The organism is Methylobacterium sp. CCH7-A2 (genome assembly GCF_001557075.1).
In the GTDB taxonomy this organism is placed as follows: domain Bacteria; phylum Pseudomonadota; class Alphaproteobacteria; order Rhizobiales; family Beijerinckiaceae; genus Allobosea; species Allobosea massiliensis.
The window spans coordinates 89,788-106,532 of record NZ_LSKN01000095.1 but is presented as its reverse complement, the minus strand read 5'-3'; the positions used below and the strand labels follow the sequence as shown (position 1 = coordinate 106,532).

19 protein-coding genes are annotated in these 16,745 nt (G+C 68.7%); 15 read left to right on the top strand and 4 right to left on the bottom strand.

Annotated elements, in window-relative coordinates; translation table 11 throughout:
• The 3 genes from AX750_RS08200 to AX750_RS08190 all read right to left on the bottom strand — a co-directional run.
• On the bottom strand, positions 1-305 hold a 305-nt coding region (locus tag AX750_RS08200), incomplete at its 3' end, for an SDR family NAD(P)-dependent oxidoreductase (RefSeq protein WP_156446531.1).
• 159 nt (positions 306-464) lie between these two features.
• The gene (locus AX750_RS08195) at positions 465-1,199 is read right to left on the bottom strand and encodes a peptidase (protein WP_067253854.1); all 735 of its coding nucleotides are present in this window, start codon (positions 1,197-1,199) and stop codon (positions 465-467) included.
• A 31-nt stretch (positions 1,200-1,230) separates the two neighbouring features.
• Positions 1,231-2,112: an AraC family transcriptional regulator gene (locus AX750_RS08190; RefSeq protein WP_066716206.1), complete on the bottom strand. Its 882-nt coding sequence runs from the start codon at positions 2,110-2,112 to the stop codon at positions 1,231-1,233.
• A gap of 254 nt (positions 2,113-2,366) precedes the next feature.
• Here AX750_RS08190 and AX750_RS08185 point away from each other — a divergent pair, with 254 nt between their 5' ends.
• From AX750_RS08185 to AX750_RS08115, 15 genes are all read left to right on the top strand, one after another.
• Positions 2,367-3,683 (top strand): tetratricopeptide repeat protein, encoded by a 1,317-nt coding sequence (locus AX750_RS08185; protein WP_066716209.1) that lies wholly within the window; start codon positions 2,367-2,369, stop codon positions 3,681-3,683.
• Positions 3,684-3,723: 40 nt separating this feature from the next.
• Positions 3,724-4,356 (top strand): hypothetical protein, encoded by a 633-nt coding sequence (locus tag AX750_RS08180; protein WP_066716210.1) that lies wholly within the window; start codon positions 3,724-3,726, stop codon positions 4,354-4,356.
• Positions 4,357-4,419: 63 nt separating this feature from the next.
• Positions 4,420-5,589 (top strand): patatin-like phospholipase family protein, encoded by a 1,170-nt coding sequence (locus AX750_RS08175; protein WP_082735021.1) that lies wholly within the window; start codon positions 4,420-4,422, stop codon positions 5,587-5,589.
• A gap of 7 nt (positions 5,590-5,596) precedes the next feature.
• The gene (locus tag AX750_RS26815) at positions 5,597-5,977 is read left to right on the top strand and encodes a hypothetical protein (protein WP_245282345.1); all 381 of its coding nucleotides are present in this window, start codon (positions 5,597-5,599) and stop codon (positions 5,975-5,977) included.
• Positions 5,974-7,029: a Rieske (2Fe-2S) protein gene (locus tag AX750_RS08165; RefSeq protein WP_066716212.1), complete on the top strand. Its 1,056-nt coding sequence runs from the start codon at positions 5,974-5,976 to the stop codon at positions 7,027-7,029. The genes AX750_RS26815 and AX750_RS08165 overlap by 4 nt, the downstream gene beginning before the upstream one ends.
• The gene (locus tag AX750_RS08160; RefSeq protein ID WP_066716213.1) at positions 7,026-7,817 is read left to right on the top strand and encodes a hypothetical protein; all 792 of its coding nucleotides are present in this window, start codon (positions 7,026-7,028) and stop codon (positions 7,815-7,817) included. The genes AX750_RS08165 and AX750_RS08160 overlap by 4 nt, the downstream gene beginning before the upstream one ends.
• Positions 7,814-8,020 (top strand): hypothetical protein, encoded by a 207-nt coding sequence (locus tag AX750_RS08155; RefSeq protein ID WP_066716215.1) that lies wholly within the window; start codon positions 7,814-7,816, stop codon positions 8,018-8,020. The genes AX750_RS08160 and AX750_RS08155 overlap by 4 nt, the downstream gene beginning before the upstream one ends.
• A 24-nt stretch (positions 8,021-8,044) precedes the next feature.
• Positions 8,045-8,755: an SDR family NAD(P)-dependent oxidoreductase gene (locus tag AX750_RS08150; protein WP_066716217.1), complete on the top strand. Its 711-nt coding sequence runs from the start codon at positions 8,045-8,047 to the stop codon at positions 8,753-8,755.
• Between the two features lie 237 nt (positions 8,756-8,992).
• Complete coding sequence (locus tag AX750_RS08145; RefSeq protein WP_156446402.1) at positions 8,993-10,015, top strand: amino acid ABC transporter substrate-binding protein; 1,023 nt, start codon at positions 8,993-8,995, stop codon at positions 10,013-10,015.
• A gap of 89 nt (positions 10,016-10,104) precedes the next feature.
• On the top strand, positions 10,105-11,277 hold the full coding sequence (locus AX750_RS08140; RefSeq protein WP_066716218.1) for an ABC transporter permease subunit: 1,173 nt from the start codon (positions 10,105-10,107) through the stop codon (positions 11,275-11,277).
• 1 nt (position 11,278) lies between these two features.
• Complete coding sequence (locus tag AX750_RS08135) at positions 11,279-12,403, top strand: amino acid ABC transporter permease (protein WP_245282344.1); 1,125 nt, start codon at positions 11,279-11,281, stop codon at positions 12,401-12,403.
• A gap of 116 nt (positions 12,404-12,519) precedes the next feature.
• Positions 12,520-12,915, top strand: a complete 396-nt coding sequence (locus tag AX750_RS08130; RefSeq protein ID WP_066716220.1) for a thioredoxin family protein — start codon at positions 12,520-12,522, stop codon at positions 12,913-12,915.
• A gap of 12 nt (positions 12,916-12,927) precedes the next feature.
• Complete coding sequence (locus AX750_RS08125) at positions 12,928-13,644, top strand: cytochrome c biogenesis CcdA family protein (protein ID WP_066716222.1); 717 nt, start codon at positions 12,928-12,930, stop codon at positions 13,642-13,644.
• A 145-nt stretch (positions 13,645-13,789) separates the two neighbouring features.
• Positions 13,790-15,040 (top strand): FAD-dependent oxidoreductase, encoded by a 1,251-nt coding sequence (locus tag AX750_RS08120; protein ID WP_082735020.1) that lies wholly within the window; start codon positions 13,790-13,792, stop codon positions 15,038-15,040.
• A 111-nt stretch (positions 15,041-15,151) separates the two neighbouring features.
• Entirely contained in the window at positions 15,152-15,607 is a 456-nt protein-coding gene (locus tag AX750_RS08115) for a hypothetical protein (RefSeq protein WP_066716307.1), read from the top strand.
• 138 nt (positions 15,608-15,745) lie between these two features.
• On the opposite strand, the gene AX750_RS08110 is transcribed toward AX750_RS08115, so the two are convergent.
• The gene (locus AX750_RS08110) at positions 15,746-16,672 is read right to left on the bottom strand and encodes a nitronate monooxygenase family protein (RefSeq protein ID WP_066716224.1); all 927 of its coding nucleotides are present in this window, start codon (positions 16,670-16,672) and stop codon (positions 15,746-15,748) included.
• Positions 16,673-16,745 lie beyond the last annotated feature (73 nt).

The window sequence follows — 16,745 nt, the reverse complement described above, 5'->3', positions numbered from 1 at the left end:
TCCTCGACCGGCGCGACGAACTGGATGCCGGCATTGTTGACGAGGATGTCGACCGCGCCGAACTCGGCCTCGACGCCTGCGATCATCGCGGCAATTGCCGCGCCATCGGCCATGTCGGCGGCGCTGTAGCGCGCCTCGACGCCGAACTCGTTGGCGATGGCGGCGCGCTCCCGCTCGATCGCGTCAGCCTCGCCGAAGCCGTTGATCACGACATTCGCCCCCTCTCGCGCATAGGCGCGGGCCATCGCCAGCCCGATGCCGGAGGTCGAGCCGGTCACGATCGCAGTTCTGCCCTTCAGCATGATGGTGTCCCCCTATCCCAATGACGCCTGAAGACAGGGTTGGCCTAGCATGGGCGATGCCGCCCGGCCGGGCGGATTGGCCAGGGAACGGGCCGTTGCGGGGTGCCAGCGCGATTTCGCAGCAAGAACGCGCCGCCGGGCCAGCGACCAGGGCAGCCGCGCTCAGAAGCGCGGTTCGGGCAGGCTTTCGACGAGCTGGCTCAGGCCTGTGCTGTAGCGTTCGCGCAGATCCGCCCAATAGGGATGCTGGGCGGTGAATTTGGCGAGTTGCGCCGCCTTCAGGCTACCGGCCTCGTAGCGCAGCAGGTCGATCGGCGGCGCGACCGAGAGGTTGCTGCGGATGGTGGCGTCGAAGGAGAGAAGAGCGAGCTTGGCCGCCTCGTCGAGCCCGCTGCGCATCGTCAGGGCGCGGTCGAGGATCGGCTTGCCGTATTTGGTCTCGCCGAGCTGCAGGAAGGGGTTGCGGCTCGAGGCCTCCACGAAATTCCCGGCCGAGTAGACCTGGAACAGGCGGTGGCCGTCCTCGGCGATCTGGCCGCCGACGAGGAAACTCGCGCTGGGATCGCCATAGGGTTCGACGAAGCTGCGGTTGAGCCGCATCACCTCGCGCAGCACGCTGCCGACGATCTGCGCCACGTCGAACAGGCTGCGGGCGGCGAGAATGTCGCCCTCGGGTCCGACCGCGCCACCGCCGCCGGCATTCTGGCGGATCATGCTGATCACCGCCTGGGTCGTGGCGAGATTGCCGGCCGACAGGATGGCGACGACGCGTTCGCCCGGCTTCTCGAAGAGCGCGAGCTTCTTGACGGTCGAGATCTGATCGACACCCGCGCTGGTCCGGGAATCGGAGGCCAGCACGAGGCCCGTCGGCAGCCAGATGCCGAGGCAATAGGTCATGATCGCGGTCCCCCCTGCTGCGACAGCCCGGTTATGACATGGTGCGCGCGCCGCCGTGACGCCGGATCTGCGCCCGCATGCTGCGCAGGCTGGCGAAGCCGCAGCGCCGGGCGATCTCCTCGATCGGGAGTTGCTTCGCCTCGATCAGACGCAGGGCCTGCCCCGTGCGCCGCTGCTGGATGTAGCGATAGGGCGAGACGCCGACCTGAGCCTGGAACTCCCGCGCGAAGTGAAACAGGCTCAGTCCGGCGATGCCGGAGAGCTCGGTCAGGGACAGGTCCTTGCCGAGGTTGTCCTCGATATAGGCCAGGACCCGGCGGATCTCGATGCGCCGATAGGTCGAGCGCTCGCGGTGGCGGGCGGCACAGCGCAGCAGGCTGCCCGCGAGATGGGTCACGGCGCTGTCGAGAAAGAGCCGCGAGGCGTCGTCGGTGCGGGCGAGTTCCATCCACAACGACCGGCAGGCCGCCTCGAGACCGTTGTTCTTGAAGTAATGGCCGATCAAGGGCCGCAACGCCGCTTCCTCGTCGGCGAAGAGCTCGTCGTCGAGATCGGTCAGGAGTCCGCCGCTCCAGGTGAGAACGAGGAGCCGGGTCGGTCCGGCGATCTCGTAGCGCACCTCGGTACCGGGCGGCACGAGCAGGAAGTCGCCGCGGCTGCGCGGTCTCTGGCGCCAGCCGTCGCCGTAATCGAAACGCGTGGGGCAGGCGGCCTTCAGCGGCAGGCCGAGAACCCAGTCCGTGCTGGCGATGTCGGTGAAGTCGTGCGGCTGCTGGTCGACGACGAAGCCATGGAACTGGCTCCAGAAATGGGTCCGGTGCTCCTGCGGAAACTGCGAATAGGCCGAGGAGCGATAGAACTCCGCGAAGGAGCGTCTCGGCCGGCCAAGGCTGGCGATGGCATGCATGGTCATCGGTCCTCCTTTCACCTCAGCATGACGAATGCGTTGCACCGCACAAAGCGGAGATCGCGCTGCGGGACGTGGTCTTGCGAGGCCTCCAGCCGCCTTCGCCGCAAGATCGCGCCGTCGCGTCGTCGCAAGATGGTTTGCGCTCGGCTAGCCTCTCGCAAGTGCAAAAGCGGCTTCCAGCGAGCGAAAGGCGCGGATGTGATGTCTGATCCCGCAAGCGTGTACCGCCTCACGGGGTTTTCCGGCGGAGCCCCGTCATGATCGACGCCTTCGGCTCCGAACATGCCGTCGCGCAGCCCGCCGCAACGGCCGCCTTTGCAAACGCAGTGCACGCCCTCGCCAGACACCGGCCCCATGCCTGTGCCCATCTCGAGGACGCGCTGCAGGTCGCGCCGACGCTGACGGCAGCGCATGCGCTCGCTGGCATGGCGGGCGTCCTGCTCGCGGGCAGGGCTTCCCTGGACGAAGCCGCGACGCGGCTGCAACGGGCGCGTCTCTCGATCGAACGGAACGACGGAGCGACAGCCTTCGAGCGGGCTCTGGTGAATGCGCTGGACAACGCCGTGGCAGGGCGGCTGCGGGCGGCGGCCGATGTCCTCGACGATTTCCTCTATCGCGAGCCCAACGCCTTTGTCGCCGCCAAGCTCTCCCATGCGCTGCGCTTCATGACCGGCGATGTCGACGGCATGGTCAGTCTGACGGCACGGCTCAGCAGCGAATGCGAGCGCTCGAATGCCGGCTATGGCTACCTGCTGGGCTGCCACGCCTTCGGACTGGAGGAGATCGGCCGGCTGAACGAGGCGGAGCGCGTCGGGCGCGCGGCACTGGAGATCGCGCCCGACGATGCATGGGGGCTGCATGCGGTCGCCCATGTCTTCGAAACGCGGAACCAGGTCGCCGAGGGAAGCGGCTGGCTGGAGGCGCATCGCGGCGTCTGGACCCGCTGCAACAACCTGTCACGCCACTTTTCCTGGCATCTCGCCCTGTTCGCGCTCGGCCGCGGCGATCACGAATCCGTGCTCGACATCTATGATCGCGAGGTCGCCGGCGATCTCGACGGGGATTTCCGCGACTTCGCCAATGCCGCTTCGATGTTGTGGCGCCTGCGCCAGGCCGGCATCGATCCGGGAGAGACCCGCTGGGCTGCACTTTCAGAGGTCGCCGAGAGGCATGCCCGCAACACGACCCTGGTTTTCGGACAGCTGCATTTCCTGCTCGCGCTGATCGGCGCCGGCCGATTGGACGAGGCGGCCGATCTCGCTGATTTCATTCATGAATCCGGCCGCTCCACCACAGACCAGGCGAATGTCTCCCGCAATGTCGGCGCCGAGCTCGCCTCCGCCTTGGTGCAGGCCGAACGCGGGGCCGGACTTCAGGCGCCGGTCGGTTTCCTGGCGCGCCGGCTGCACCGGCTCGGTGGCAGCCATGCCCAGCGCGACGTCTTCCTCCAGGCCCTCGCGCGGATGGCGCAGGAGGCCGGTGACGCGGTCGGCTTGCGGCAGGTGCTGGCCGTGAGGCGGCGTCACAAGGCCGACGACCGCCCCGTAACCGAGTGGCTCGCGCGCTCGAATTGAAGGCCAGCCGATCCAGCCGGATCCGATGGGGAGAACGACGATGACGATGACGGCCGATGCGAGACCCGCGACCATCAGCAACCGGACCATGGTCCATCTCTTCGCGGGCGGCCTTGCCGGCCTGTTGGTCTGGGAGATCTGGGCGCGGGTGCTGACCAAGGCGGTGCTGGGCTATCCGCTCGAGCCGGCCGGGCTGATCGACGCGATCGCGCAGCATCGGCTCGGCCTGTCGGTCCCCTACCTGATCCGTGAGGCGCTGCATTACGGCGTCGGCATCGTCGGCTATCCGGTCTTCTATTTCATCGTGTCGCGCTTCGTGCCGCGCTGGCCGCTGGTGCTCGACGCCATCGTCTTCGTGACCTTCAGCGCCGGCGTCGCCGGGCTGATCGCGGCGGGAACCTTCGCTCCGATCCATTTCATCTTCTGGACCGCCGCGGTCGGCCTGATCGCGACGCGGGCGATCAACCGCAGCCCGCTGATCGCGGACGCCATCACCTGGGGCAATTTCACCTGGTTCAACGCGCTCGGCCTGATGGCGCCGATCGGCGGCCTCTCCTTCTACCTGCTCGGGGAAGGGGGCGAGCTCTCCTACATGAGCTTCGTCGGCCATGTGATCTACGGCGCCATCGCGGTGTGGCTGTTCGAGCGGCTCGAAGGCAACGCCCGGTCCTGACCGCCCCGAAGCGCCACCGCCGCCAGCAGCGGCCCCTTTGCGAGAGAGAAGGAACGCATCGTCATGAGCGCGCCGATCCGAGCCAAGCCTGCGGATTTCGACAAGAAGATCGGGCTCGTCCTGCAGGGCGGCGGTGCGCTCGGCAGCTATCAGGCGGGGGTCTACGAGGCGCTGGCGGAGGCCGGTTACCATCCGGACTGGGTGGCCGGCATCTCGATCGGCGCCATCAACGGCGCGATCATCGCCGGCAACGCGCCGGCGGAGCGGGTGGCAAGGCTGCGCGGATTCTGGGAGCGCGTCACCGCACCGGTGACGAGCTTCCCCTTCCTGCCCTTCTCGCAGGCGATGAACCGGCGCTGGCATGCGACGAGCGCCCTGCTGTTCGGCCAATCCGGATTCTTCGCGCCGCGCCCGCTGACGGATTGGTTCTCTTCGCCGGCGAGCTACTACGATACCACCGCCCTGCGCAGCACGCTGGAAGCCTTCATCGATTTCGACCGGCTGAATGCCCGCGAGACGCGCTTCAGCGTCGGTGCCGCCAATGTCAGGACGGGCGACTTCGCCTATTTCGACAGCCGCGAAATGCGGATCGGACCGGAGCATATCATGGCGAGCGCAGCGCTGCCGCCAGGCTTCCCGCCCGTCGAGATCGAGGGCGAGCATTACTGGGATGGCGGGCTGGTCTCCAACACGCCGCTGCAATACGTCCTCGATTACGTGCCGCGGCGCAGCCGGCTCACTTTCCAGGTCGATGTCTTTAACGCCGAGGGCCAGCTCCCCGACGATCTGGACAGCGCGATGGAGCGCGAGAAGGACATCCGCTATTCGAGCCGCACGCGCGCCGCGACGGACATGGCCCGCGTCATCCACGACGTCCGCCACAACATCAACAGCCTGATCGAGCGCCTGCCCGAGGATCTGCGCCGCACCAAGGAGGCGCAGTTCCTCTACGAATTCGGCTGCGTGACCCGGATGGACATCGTGCGGCTGAGCTATCGGCCTGTCGAAGCGCAGGGCCCGTCGAAAGACTACGAATTCAGCGCCGGCACGATGGAGGCGCGCTGGGTCCAGGGCATGCAGGATGCGCAGAGCGCCCTGTCCGGCAGTCCCTGGCTGGAGCCGATGCCGGAGGAACTCGGCGCCCGCCTGTTCGACGGCGCCTGGGCGACCAACGCCCCGGCCCAGACGAGCCTGCTGGCCCGCAGTCGCCCCGCCGCCGCGGAAGCGGGCTGAGCCCCCGATGGGAGCGGCCGCGCTCATCGTCACGCTCGGCCAGGCCTGGCTGCTGGCGGGGCTCGGCGTCGCCCTCGCCTTCCTCCTGTTTGGCCTCGACCGGATCGATCCCGCAGCGCGCGGCGCTTATGGCTTTCGGCCGCTGCTGCTGCCGGGGCTGGTCCTGCTCTGGCCGCTGGTCGTCTGGCGCTGGCTGGACGCTGCGACGCAGACCGGACGCCCGCCCTCGCTGCGTCGACGGCACAAACGCGCCCATGCGGTGCTCTGGCTCATCCTCGCCGGCCTTCTTCCGCTCGTCCTCGGCACGGCTGTGACTCTTCGCCAGCATGATCTGCCCGCGCCCGCCTCCCTGCGGATCGATGCCGACACCGATGAGGCGGAAGAATGAGCGTCGCCTATCGGCCGGTCGGCTGGACACGCAGCAAGATCATCTATGACGCCGTGCTGCTGGCGGCTGTCGCGCTCTATCTCGTCGCCTTCCTTCGCTTCGCGCCCGCCGCCCGGCCGGCCAGCACCCTGCTCGATGCCCAGTCCCTGGCGATCAAGGCCTATGGCAGCTGCGCCTTCCTGCTGCTGACGCTCGTGCTGATGATCGGGCCGCTGGCGCGGCTCGACGAGCGCTTCCTGCCGCTCCTCTACAACCGCCGCCATTTCGGCGTGATCACCTGCGCGGTTGCTGCCAGCCATGCCATGGCGGTGTTCGACTGGTATTTCGCCTACAGCCCGCTCTCGCCCTGGGTCGCGCTGGTTGCGACCGATGTGGCCTCGGGCGAACTGCGCGGCCTGCCCTTCATCCCCTTCGGCGTGCTTGCCCTGTTGATCCTGCTCGTGCTGGCGGCGACCAGCCATGATTTCTGGCTCTCCTTCCTGGGTCCTCCCGTGTGGAAGGCGATCCATATGAGCGTCTATGGCGCCTATGGGCTGGTCGTGCTGCATGTCGGCTTCGGGGCCCTGCAGGATGCGCGCAATCCAGGCCTGCCGCTGCTCGTCTGCGGAAGCGCGGGCGCGCTCATCGCGCTGCATCTCGCCGCGGCCTGGCGGGAACGCCGGCGCGACCGGCCGGCTGCGCTCAAGGCAGAGGGCTGGGTCACCGCCGGCCTGATCCGCGAGGTTCCCTCCGGGCGCGGGCTCGTCGTCCCGCTCGCGGACGGCTCGTCCGTCGCGATCTTCCGGGAGAACGACAGGCTGGCGGCGATCAGCAATCTCTGTGCCCATCAGAACGGTCCGCTCGGCGAGGGGAGGCTGCGTGACGGCTGCGTGATCTGCCCCTGGCACGGCTATGAGTACCGCCTGCGCGACGGCTGCGCGCCGGCACCCTTCACGGAACGTGTCGCGACCTACCGGCTGCGTCTGGAGGGGGAGACGATCCTGCTCGACACCCGGCCGAACCCGCTCGGCACGGCTGTCGAGCCTGTTGCGATTCCGGAGGCTTTGCGATGAGCGGGCGGGTCGAGCCGGACGAATTCTTCGTCGGCTGGAGCGGGCGGACAGGCCCGCGCCTCGGACGGTTTCTGGTCGTGGTGGCGATCCTCTGCCTCGCGGCGATGGGGCTCGGTGGCTACGGGCTCAGCCGTTCTGCGGACGATCCCGCCGGGGGGCTGCTGCGGCTCGGGGAGCGCGACGCGGCCGGCGGGCCGGTGCGCCCCGAGGAGTGGGGAGCGACGCAGGTTCTGCGCGGCCATGTCGCGCGCCTCGGCTATCCGCTGCTGCATCTGCCGCCGAGTGCGGCCTTCCCGCGGGGCCGGGTGATGCTGCTCGCGGGCGACGGCAAGAGCGGCCCTGCGCTGCCGGCGGCCGCCGGGCCGATGGAACTGCGCGGCAGCGTGTTGCGGCGCGGCAGCCTCGAGATGCTGGTTGTCGAGGGGGCCACTCTGCTGCCCGCTTCGCCGGAGCTTCGACCGGTCATGCAGGAGGCTCTCGGTCGCTGGCGCATCGCCGGGGAGATCTGCGACGGGAAATGCTATGCGGGAGCCATGCGCCCCGGCGCCGGGTTGTCGCACAAGGCCTGCGCCAATCTCTGCCTGACGGGCGAGGTGCCGGCCGTGTTTGCCACTGTGGACCCCGTCGCCGGCAGCTCGTTCCTGATGCTGGCTGGCGCCGATGGCGGGCCGATACCGACGGCGCTGCTCGGCCGCGTCGGGATCCCGGTGACGCTGCAGGGCGAGGTCGAGCGGATCGGCAATGTACTCGTCCTGCGCCTTGCCCCTGAGCCGGCGAGGCAGCCGTGAGCGCGCAGCTGCTGGGCTGGGCCGCCACCTTCATCGCCTGCGCGCTCGCCGGCGTGGTCTTCATGACCTCGGCGCCTCTGGCTGCGATGATCGGCCTCGGCGAACTGCATCTCGTCCTCCGCCTCGGCGTGACCGTCATCGCGCTCGGCCTGTTCGACATGCTGCTGACGCGGCTGCTGACACGCCTTCACCCCCATCTCTGACCCGAGAAGCACTGGATCCCGACGATGACAGACAGCTCCCCCATCGTGATGGTCACGGGCGCAGCCGGCAATGTCGGGCGCGCTCTGCTGGCGACGCTCGCCAGCGGCGGGCATCGAATCGTCGCGATCGACCGGCAGGCGGCCGCCATCGAGGAGCTGCTGGCGCCCTTCGGTGGACGTGAGCGGCATCTCGTGCTGCCCGATCTCGACCTGTTCGACGCCGCCGCCTGCGACGGTGCAATCCGGGCCTCGCTCGCGCGCTATGGCAGGATCGACGGCATCGCCCATACGGTCGGCGGTTTTGCCTCCGCGGCGGCGGCCGAAGGCGGCCCCGAACTATGGGAGCAAATGTACCGGCTCAACGTGCTGACCACGCTGAACATCTTCCGTGCGGCACTGCCGCCGATGCGGGCGGTCGGGCGGGGCAGCCTCGTCGCCATCGGCGCGGGGGCCGCGATCAAGGCGCCGGCGGGGCTGTCGGCCTATGCGGGAGCGAAGAGCGCGGTGCACCGTCTGATCGAAAGTTTTGCCGACGAATTGAAGACCGACGGCATTCGGGTCAATGCGATCCTGCCCTCGATCATCGACACCCCGCAGAACCGCGCTGCCATGCCGGATGCCGACCACGAAGCCTGGGTCCGCCCGCGCGAGATCGCGGATGCGATCCGCTTTCTGCTGGCGGAGGACGCCAGCGGCATCACCGGCGCCTTCATCCCGGTGACGGGGAGGCTCTGACGCCTTTTCCCGTCGGCGCGGCGCGGGCTGCGTGCGGAGGGGCGCCACAGCCGTCTTCAAAAGGGCATGGACGTGAGGCCGCGTACCGGTCTAGTCTCCCCATGCGCGCCCTCGCGCCTCTCCCCATCCCTCGCCCGACCTGAGCCAAGCCCGCTTGAAGCTGGTTCCAAGTGGAACTACGCTGCCTGCAACGCACCGGACGAAAGGGTGCGATGGAGGAGACGGATGATGACCCGCATGATCAGCAAAATCGCGACGCTCGGCTTCCTGGCGGCGGTCGCCGCCGTGGCGGCCAGCCCCGCTTCCGCGCAGGCCACGCTCGACACGGTGAAGAAGCGCGGCAAGGTGTTGTGCGGCGTGTCGCCAAGTTCGGCGGGCTATTCCTTCGCCGACGACAAGGGCGTGCGGAAGGGCTTCGATTCCGACGTCTGCCGGGCGATCTCGTCTGCGGTGTTCGGCGCGCCGGACAAGGTCGAGTTCGTGCCGCTGAACACGAATATCCGCTTCCAGGCGCTGCAGTCCGGCGAGATCGACGTGCTCTCGCGCCAGACCACGATGACCTTCTCGCGCGACAATTCGCTCGGCCTCGATTTCGGGCCGGTGGTCTTCTATGACGGCCAGGGCCTGATGGTGAACGCCAAGCTCGGCGTGAAGAGCGCCAGCGAGCTCTCCCAGGCGGCGATCTGCCTGCTGCCCGGCACGACGACGCTGCAGAACCTCGAGGACTTCTTCAAGCCGCGCGGCATCAAATACGAATCCGTCGTCTTCGAGGACAACAACGAGTGGCGCAACGCCTTCTTCTCGGGCCGCTGCGACGTCATCACCTCCGACCGTTCCGACCTCGCCTCGGTCCGCGCCGTCGCCAATGATCCCAAGCAGTTCGTGATCCTGCCCGAGACGATCTCCAAGGAGCCGCTGGCGCCGGTGGTGCGCCAGAACGACAGCAACTGGAAGGACATCGTCTCCTGGTCGGTCTACACGCTGATCGCGGCGGAGGAGTACGGCATCACCCAGGCCAATGTCGACGAGAAGCTCCAGAGCAAGGAACCGGAGGTTCAGCGCATGCTGGGCGTCAGCGGCGACCTTGGCAAGATGCTGAACCTCGACAACAAATGGGCCTACAACATCATCAAGCAGAACGGCAATTACGGGGAATTCTTCGAGCGCAACCTCGGCGAATCGACGCGTCTCGGCCTGACGCGCGGCCCCAACCAGCTCTGGACCAAGGGCGGCCTGCTCTACTCCCCGCCGTTCCGTTGAGCGACGCCGGCCCCTGAACGGGGGCCAAGACCGGACCCCGCGGGCGGCGCGACGGCGCCGCCCGCCTCGCCCGTCGCCCGGAATCCGCCATGGCCGCCACCTCCTCAAATCCGCTGCGCCTGCTCAACGACCTGCGCGTGCGGGCCGTGCTCTATCAGGTCGTGGCGGTGGTGCTGGTCGTCGGCGTCGGGCTCTACCTCTTCGGCAACGTCTCGCGGAAACTGGCGGAGCAGAACATCGCCACCGGCTTCGCCTATCTCGACCGGCCGGCCGGCTTCGTCATCAGCCAATCCTTCATCGCCTATGATTCCAGCAACAGCTACGCGCGGGCGCTGCTGGTCGGCATCCTCAACACCGTCTTCGTCTCGATCTTCGCGGTGCTGCTCTCGACCGTTCTCGGGCTCGTCGTCGGCATCGCGCGGCTCTCGCGCAACCCGATGCTGTCGCTGCTGGCGAAGCTCTATGTCGAGGCGCTGCGCAACGTCCCGCTGCTGCTCTACCTCTTCCTCTGGTACGCGCTGATCGTCACCGTGTTTCCGCCGGTGCGCGAAGCCTGGCAGCCGATCCCTGAGGTCTTCGTCAGCAATGGCGGGCTGATCGTGCCCTCGCTGCGCTGGTCGCCTGCCCATAGCGGCGTGTTGCTGGCGGCCCTCGCAGGTGTCGTCCTCGCCTTCGTCGTGGCCGGGCGGCTGCGGCGGCGCCGGGTCGCGACCGGCATCGAGCGGCGGTCCTGGCCTCTCGTCCTGGCCGCCTTGCTGATCCCGCCCGTGCTGGCGGCGCTCCTGCTGCAGCCGGACCTCGTCGTGAACTGGCCGGAAAAGGGCCGCTTCCGCATCACCGGCGGGCTGCAGGTCACGCCGGAATTCACCGCGCTGCTGGTCGGGCTCGGCCTCTCGGCTTCGGCCGGCATCGCCGAGATCGTGCGCGCCGGCATCCTCTCCGTCGGGCGCGGACAATGGGAGGCGTCACGCTCGGTCGGGCTGCGCGACGGGCAGACGATGCGGCTCGTGGTGCTGCCGCAGGCGCTGCGCGTGATCGTGCCGCCGCTGACGAGCTCCTATCTCTCAACCTTCAAGAACTCGTCGCTGGCGATCGCGATCGGCTATCCCGACCTCGTCATGGTCTCGAACACGACGATGAACCAGACCGGCCAAGCGATCGAGGGCATCGCCATCTTCATGCTCGTCTATCTCGGCATGTCGATCACGATCTCGCTGTTCATGAACTGGTACAATGCGCGCGTCGCGCTGGTGGAGCGCTGAGATGGCCACCGCCGCGGAGATGGACGCGCTCAACACCGCACGCGAGACCCTGCCCGCCCCGCGGCAGCGCGGCCTCTCCGCCCCGCTGAAGCGCTATTTCGGCACGCCGCTGAACGCGCTGATCACGCTGGTCTGCCTGTGGCTGATGGTGCGGCTCGCCACCGCCGCCTGGGGCTGGCTGGTGACCCGCGCGGTGATGGAGGGCGGGCCGGAGGCCTGCAAGGGCGGCACGGGCGCGTGCTGGCCCTTCCTGGCCGCGAAGCTGCGCTTCATGATCTTCGGCTTCTACCCCTACGACGAGCATTGGCGCCCGGCGCTGGCGCTCGGGCTCTTCTTGTGTGCGATCATCATCTCGATGATGCCGCGCTTCTGGGGGCGCGGGCTGGTCTGGCTCTGGATCGCGGTGCCGCTGATCTGCGGCGTCCTAATGTATGGCGGCGTCTTCGGGCTGCCGGTCGTGACCACGACGAACTGGGGCGGGCTGCCGCTCTCCTTCATGCTCTCCTTCGTCGGGCTGGCGCTGGGCTTCCCGCTCGGCGTGGTGCTGGCGCTGGCGCGCAGTTCCAAGCTTCCCGCGATCCAGGTCATCGCGATCATCTTCATCGAGGTCGTCCGCGGCGTGCCGCTGGTCTCGATCCTGTTCATGGCCTCGGTGATGCTGCCGCTGTTCATGCCGGACGGGCTGACGGTCGACAAACTGCTGCGGGCGCAGGTCGCGATCATCATCTTCGCCGGCGCCTATATCGCCGAGACGGTGCGCGGCGGGCTGCAGGCCGTGCCGAAGGGCCAGCACGAGGCGGCGGCGGCGCTCGGGCTCGGCTACTGGCTGGCCATGCGCAAGATCATCCTGCCGCAGGCGCTCAAGATCGTGATCCCGCCGCTGGTCAACATCTTCATCGGCTTCTTCCAGGACACCACGCTGGTCACCATCATCGGCCTGCTCGACTTCCTCGACACGGTGCGCGCCTCGCTGCGCGATCCGAACTGGCAGGGCATCGCGGTGATCGAGGGCTATGTCTTCGCGGCGCTGGTCTATGCCGTGTTCAGCTATGCGATGGGCTCCTACAGCCGCTTCCTCGAGCAACGCCTCAAGACAGACCACGATCGCAGCGCGGCTGGCGGATGAGGCCGACGCGACGGGCGATCATCAACTCGGCGTGATGACGTAACGGACACCAACCACCCTGCGAATGGGCTGATGCCGGGCTTTTGCACCGGCCCCGTCACCCTGCAGAGGTTCCCATGCTCGACCGTCGCCACGCTCTCGCCACCCTCGCCGCCGCGGCCTTTACGCTCTCGGCCCTGCCGGCCCTCGCCCTCGACAAGACCGCCTTCTCGCAAGCCGCCTTCGACGCCGCCATGAAGGCCGGCAAGCCCGTTCTGATCGATGTCTCGGCGCCGTGGTGCCCGACTTGCAAGGCGCAGGCGCCGATCCTGTCGGAGCTGACCAAGCAGCCACGCTTCAAGAACCTCGTCGTCTTCAATGTCGATTTCGACAGCCAGAAGGACGCGCTGCGCGGCTTCAAGGCTCAGCAGCAGAGCACGCTGATCGTCTTCAAGGGCGGCACGGAGATGGGGCGCTCGGTCGGAGACACCAACAAGGCTTCGATCGAAGCCCTGCTCGCCCGCGCGATCTGAGGCTGACGCGTCATGGCCAGCGCCGGTTTCGCCCTGATCGCAGGGATCCTGTCGATCCTGTCGCCCTGTGTCCTGCCGCTGCTGCCGATCGTGCTCGGCACGGCGGTCTCGGAGCATCGCTACGGGCCGGTCGCTCTGGCGGCGGGGCTGGCACTGTCCTTCACCGCGATCGGGCTGTTCGTGGCGACGATCGGCTTCGCCATCGGCCTCGACACCGGGGTCTTCCGGATGGCGGCTGCGGTCATGCTCGTCCTGCTCGGCCTCGTGCTGATGTTGCCCGTGCTGCACGCGCGGGTGGCGGCAGCGGGCGGCCCGCTCAGCAACTGGACCGAGCAGCGCTTCGGCGGCTTCTCGCCGAACGGCCTGCGCGGCCAGTTCGGCGTCGGGCTCCTGCTCGGCGCGGTCTGGAGCCCCTGCGTCGGGCCGACGCTGGGCGCGGCTTCGGTCCTTGCCGCGCAGGGCGAGAATCTCGGCGCGGTCGCGCTGACCATGCTCGCCTTCGGCGTGGGCGCCGGGCTGCCGCTGATCGCGCTCGGCATGCTGTCGCGATCCCGGCTGATGAGCCTGCGCAACCGCATGATGTCGGCCGGTCAGGGCTTCAAGACGGCGCTGGGCGGCTTCCTCGTCGCCGTCGGCATCCTGATCCTGATCGGCTGGGACAAGACGCTCGAAGCGGCCCTCGTCGCCGCCTCGCCGGAATGGCTGACGCGGCTGACGACCTCGTTCTGACGCCGCATTCGCTGCAGTGGCCGCAACCGACGCCCTCGCTTTTCGAATAGGCGACGGCGACGCTCTCGCCTAGATACGGGGCGCGCCTTCGGGCGTGGTGCGCCCCGGATATCCCTTCGGGCGCTCGCGATTGGACGCTCGCCCGATGCCGACCAGCTCTTCCCCGATTCCGCCGACCGCCGACGCCTTCGACCTTCTCGTGATCGGCGCCTCCTATGCGGGGCTCGCCATCGCCGCAGCCGCACGCGAGGCCGGCTTTGCCGGCACCATCGGATTGGCGGGGGACGAGGCCGAACTGCCCTATCAGCGCCCGCCCCTGTCGAAGGGCTTCCTGCTCGGCAAGGCGGGGGCCCATCTGCCGTTGAAGGCAGCCTCCTTCTTTGCCGAGGCCGACATCGCCTTCCTGCCGCGCCGCCATGCGGTGACGCTCAACCGCGAGGCCCGCCAGGTGCATTTCGCGGACGGCTCGGTGCTCGGCTACGGGCAGCTCGCGCTCGCGACCGGGGCACGGGCGGCGGCCTTGCGTTGCGAGGGCGCGACGCTCGACGGCGTCCTCGCCCTGCGCTCGCTCGACGACGCGCATTCGCTCAACGCGCGGCTCTCGGCGGCGAGGGCGATCGTGATCATCGGCGGCGGCTTCATCGGGCTCGAGGTCGCCTCCGCCGCGGTCACGCTCGGCAAACAGGTCACGGTGATCGAGGCCGGGCCGCGGCTGATCGGCCATGCCGTCGCGCCGGATATCTCCGCCTATCTGCAGGGCGTGCATGAGCAGCAGGGCGTCGCGATCCGGCTCGACACGCGCGTCGCGCGCATCGAGGGCGAAGGCGGCAAGGTCGCGGCGGTGCTCTGCGCCGACGGTTCACGCCTGCCCTGCGACCTCGTGCTGGCAGCGGTCGGGGCCGTGCCGAATGTCGAGATGGCTGCGGCTGCGGGGCTCGCGATGGAGGACGGGATCGCAGTCGACGAATGCGGACGGACCTCCGACCCGCTGATCTTCGCGGCGGGGGACTGCACCAGCCACCCGAATGTGCATGCGAGGCGGCGCCTGCGGCTGAGTTCGGTGCAGAACGCCAATGATCAGGGGCGCATCGTCGGCGCCACCATCGCGGGGCGGGTGGAGCCCCATGCGGCCGTGCCCTGGTTCTGGTCCGACCAGTACGACGTCAAGCTGCAGATGGTCGGGCTCGGCGTGCCGGGGGGCCCTTCCGTGGTGCGCGGCTCGCCGGCCGAGGGGCGCTTCTCGCTCTTCCGCTATGACGGGCCGCGGCTCGTCGCGATCGAGAGCATCAACCGCCCGGCCGACCACATGATGGGACGCCGGCTGATCGCAGCCGGGCTCTCGCCGACGCCGGAGCAGGCTGCGGACCCCGCCTTCGATCTGCGTTCGCTGGCCTGATCTCCCAAGCCGGCGGGCGCCCGCTGCGCCTTGAAAATGCCGCTTGCCAGCCGTGCGGAATGGGAGTGCCATGCCGCAGGGGTACGATGCGCCCCTGCGATGGAGACGACCATGCTGAGGAATGCGATCCTTGCCGGTGCGGCGCTGGCTGCGCTGACGGCCCTGCCGGTGACCCCGGCGGCGGCGCTGACGATGAAGGAATGCTCCGCCAAGTATCAGGAGGCCAAGAAGGCCAACACGCTCAAGGGCCAGAAGTGGAACGATTTCCGCAAGGCCCAGTGCGCCGACGACGACGCGGACGAGAACGAGGCTGCGGCCGCCGTCTCCGAGCCCGCCGCGCCTGCTGCGACGCCGGCCAAGCCGGCCAGCACGGCCAAGGCCAAGCCCGCGGTGTTCCCGAAGGCGGTGGCGACCAAGTACAACGACCTCACGGCCGGCAAGGCACGGCTGAAGACCTGCGCCGACCAGTACAACGCCAACAAGGCGACCAACGCCAATGGCGAACTGAAATGGATCGCCAAGGGCGGCGGCTACTGGAGCCAGTGCAACGCCAAGCTGAAGGGCTGATCGCACAGCCCCCGCATCGTCATCCTGGACAAGCCGCGCAGCGGCGCAGGCCGGGATCCATCACAGGGCAGCACAGTGCTCGATGATGGATCCCGGTCTTCGCATGCGCGAAGCCCAGGATGACGGGCGCCCTTGTGCTCAGCCCGAGAGCGAGGCCCGCGCCTGACGATACTCGGCCAGCAGACGCGCGCCGAGTTCGGCCGTCGTCGGCACGTCCTCGATCGCACCCACGCCCTGGCCGGCCGACCAGATCGTCTTCCAGACCTTGGCCTCGTTGCCGAGGTCGAGCTTGCCATGGCCGGTGAGGTTGTCGGGATCGAGCCCCGCGGCCTGGATGCTCTCGCGCATGAAGTTGGCGTTCACGCCGCTGATCGCCGGCGTGTAGAGGATGTCGGCGGCCTGGCTGCGCAGCAGCATCGCCTTGTATTCGGGGTCCGCCACGCTCTCGGTCGTCGCGATGAAGCGGGTGCCCAGATAGGCGAGGTCGGCGCCCATGAGCTGGGCGGCGGCGATCTGTGCGCCGTTCGAGATCGCGCCCGCCAGCACGATCGTGCCCGCGAAGAAACGCCGGATCTCGGAGACCAGCGCGAAGGGGCTCATCGTGCCGGCATGGCCGCCGGCGCCGGCCGCGACCGCGATGATGCCGTCGACGCCGGCCTCGGCCGCCTTCTGGGCATGACGCAGGCTGATGACGTCATGGAAGACGAGCCCGCCATAGCCGTGCACCGCCTTGACCAGATCGGGCACCGCGCCGAGCGAGGTGATGACGAGGGGCACCTTGTGCTTCGCCGTGATCGCCAGGTCCGCCTCCAGCCGCGGGTTGGAGCGGTGGACGATCAGGTTGACGCCATAAGGCGCGGCATCGGGCACATCCGCCAGACGCCCCTCGATCTCGCTCAGCCAGGCCTCGTAGCCCTCGCTCGTGCGCTGGTTCAGCGCCGGGAAGGTGCCGAGAATGCCGGCCTTGCAGGTCTCGACCACGAGATCGGGGCCCGAGACGAGGAACATCGGCGAGGCGATGGCGGGCAGGCGCAGGCGCCCGGCGAGCGTGGTCGGTAGCGGCACGGTGGCGGTCTCCCCAGCTTCGGATTCCTGACGGCCGGAATCTCTTCGCGATCTCCCGGTCGTATCAGCGCGC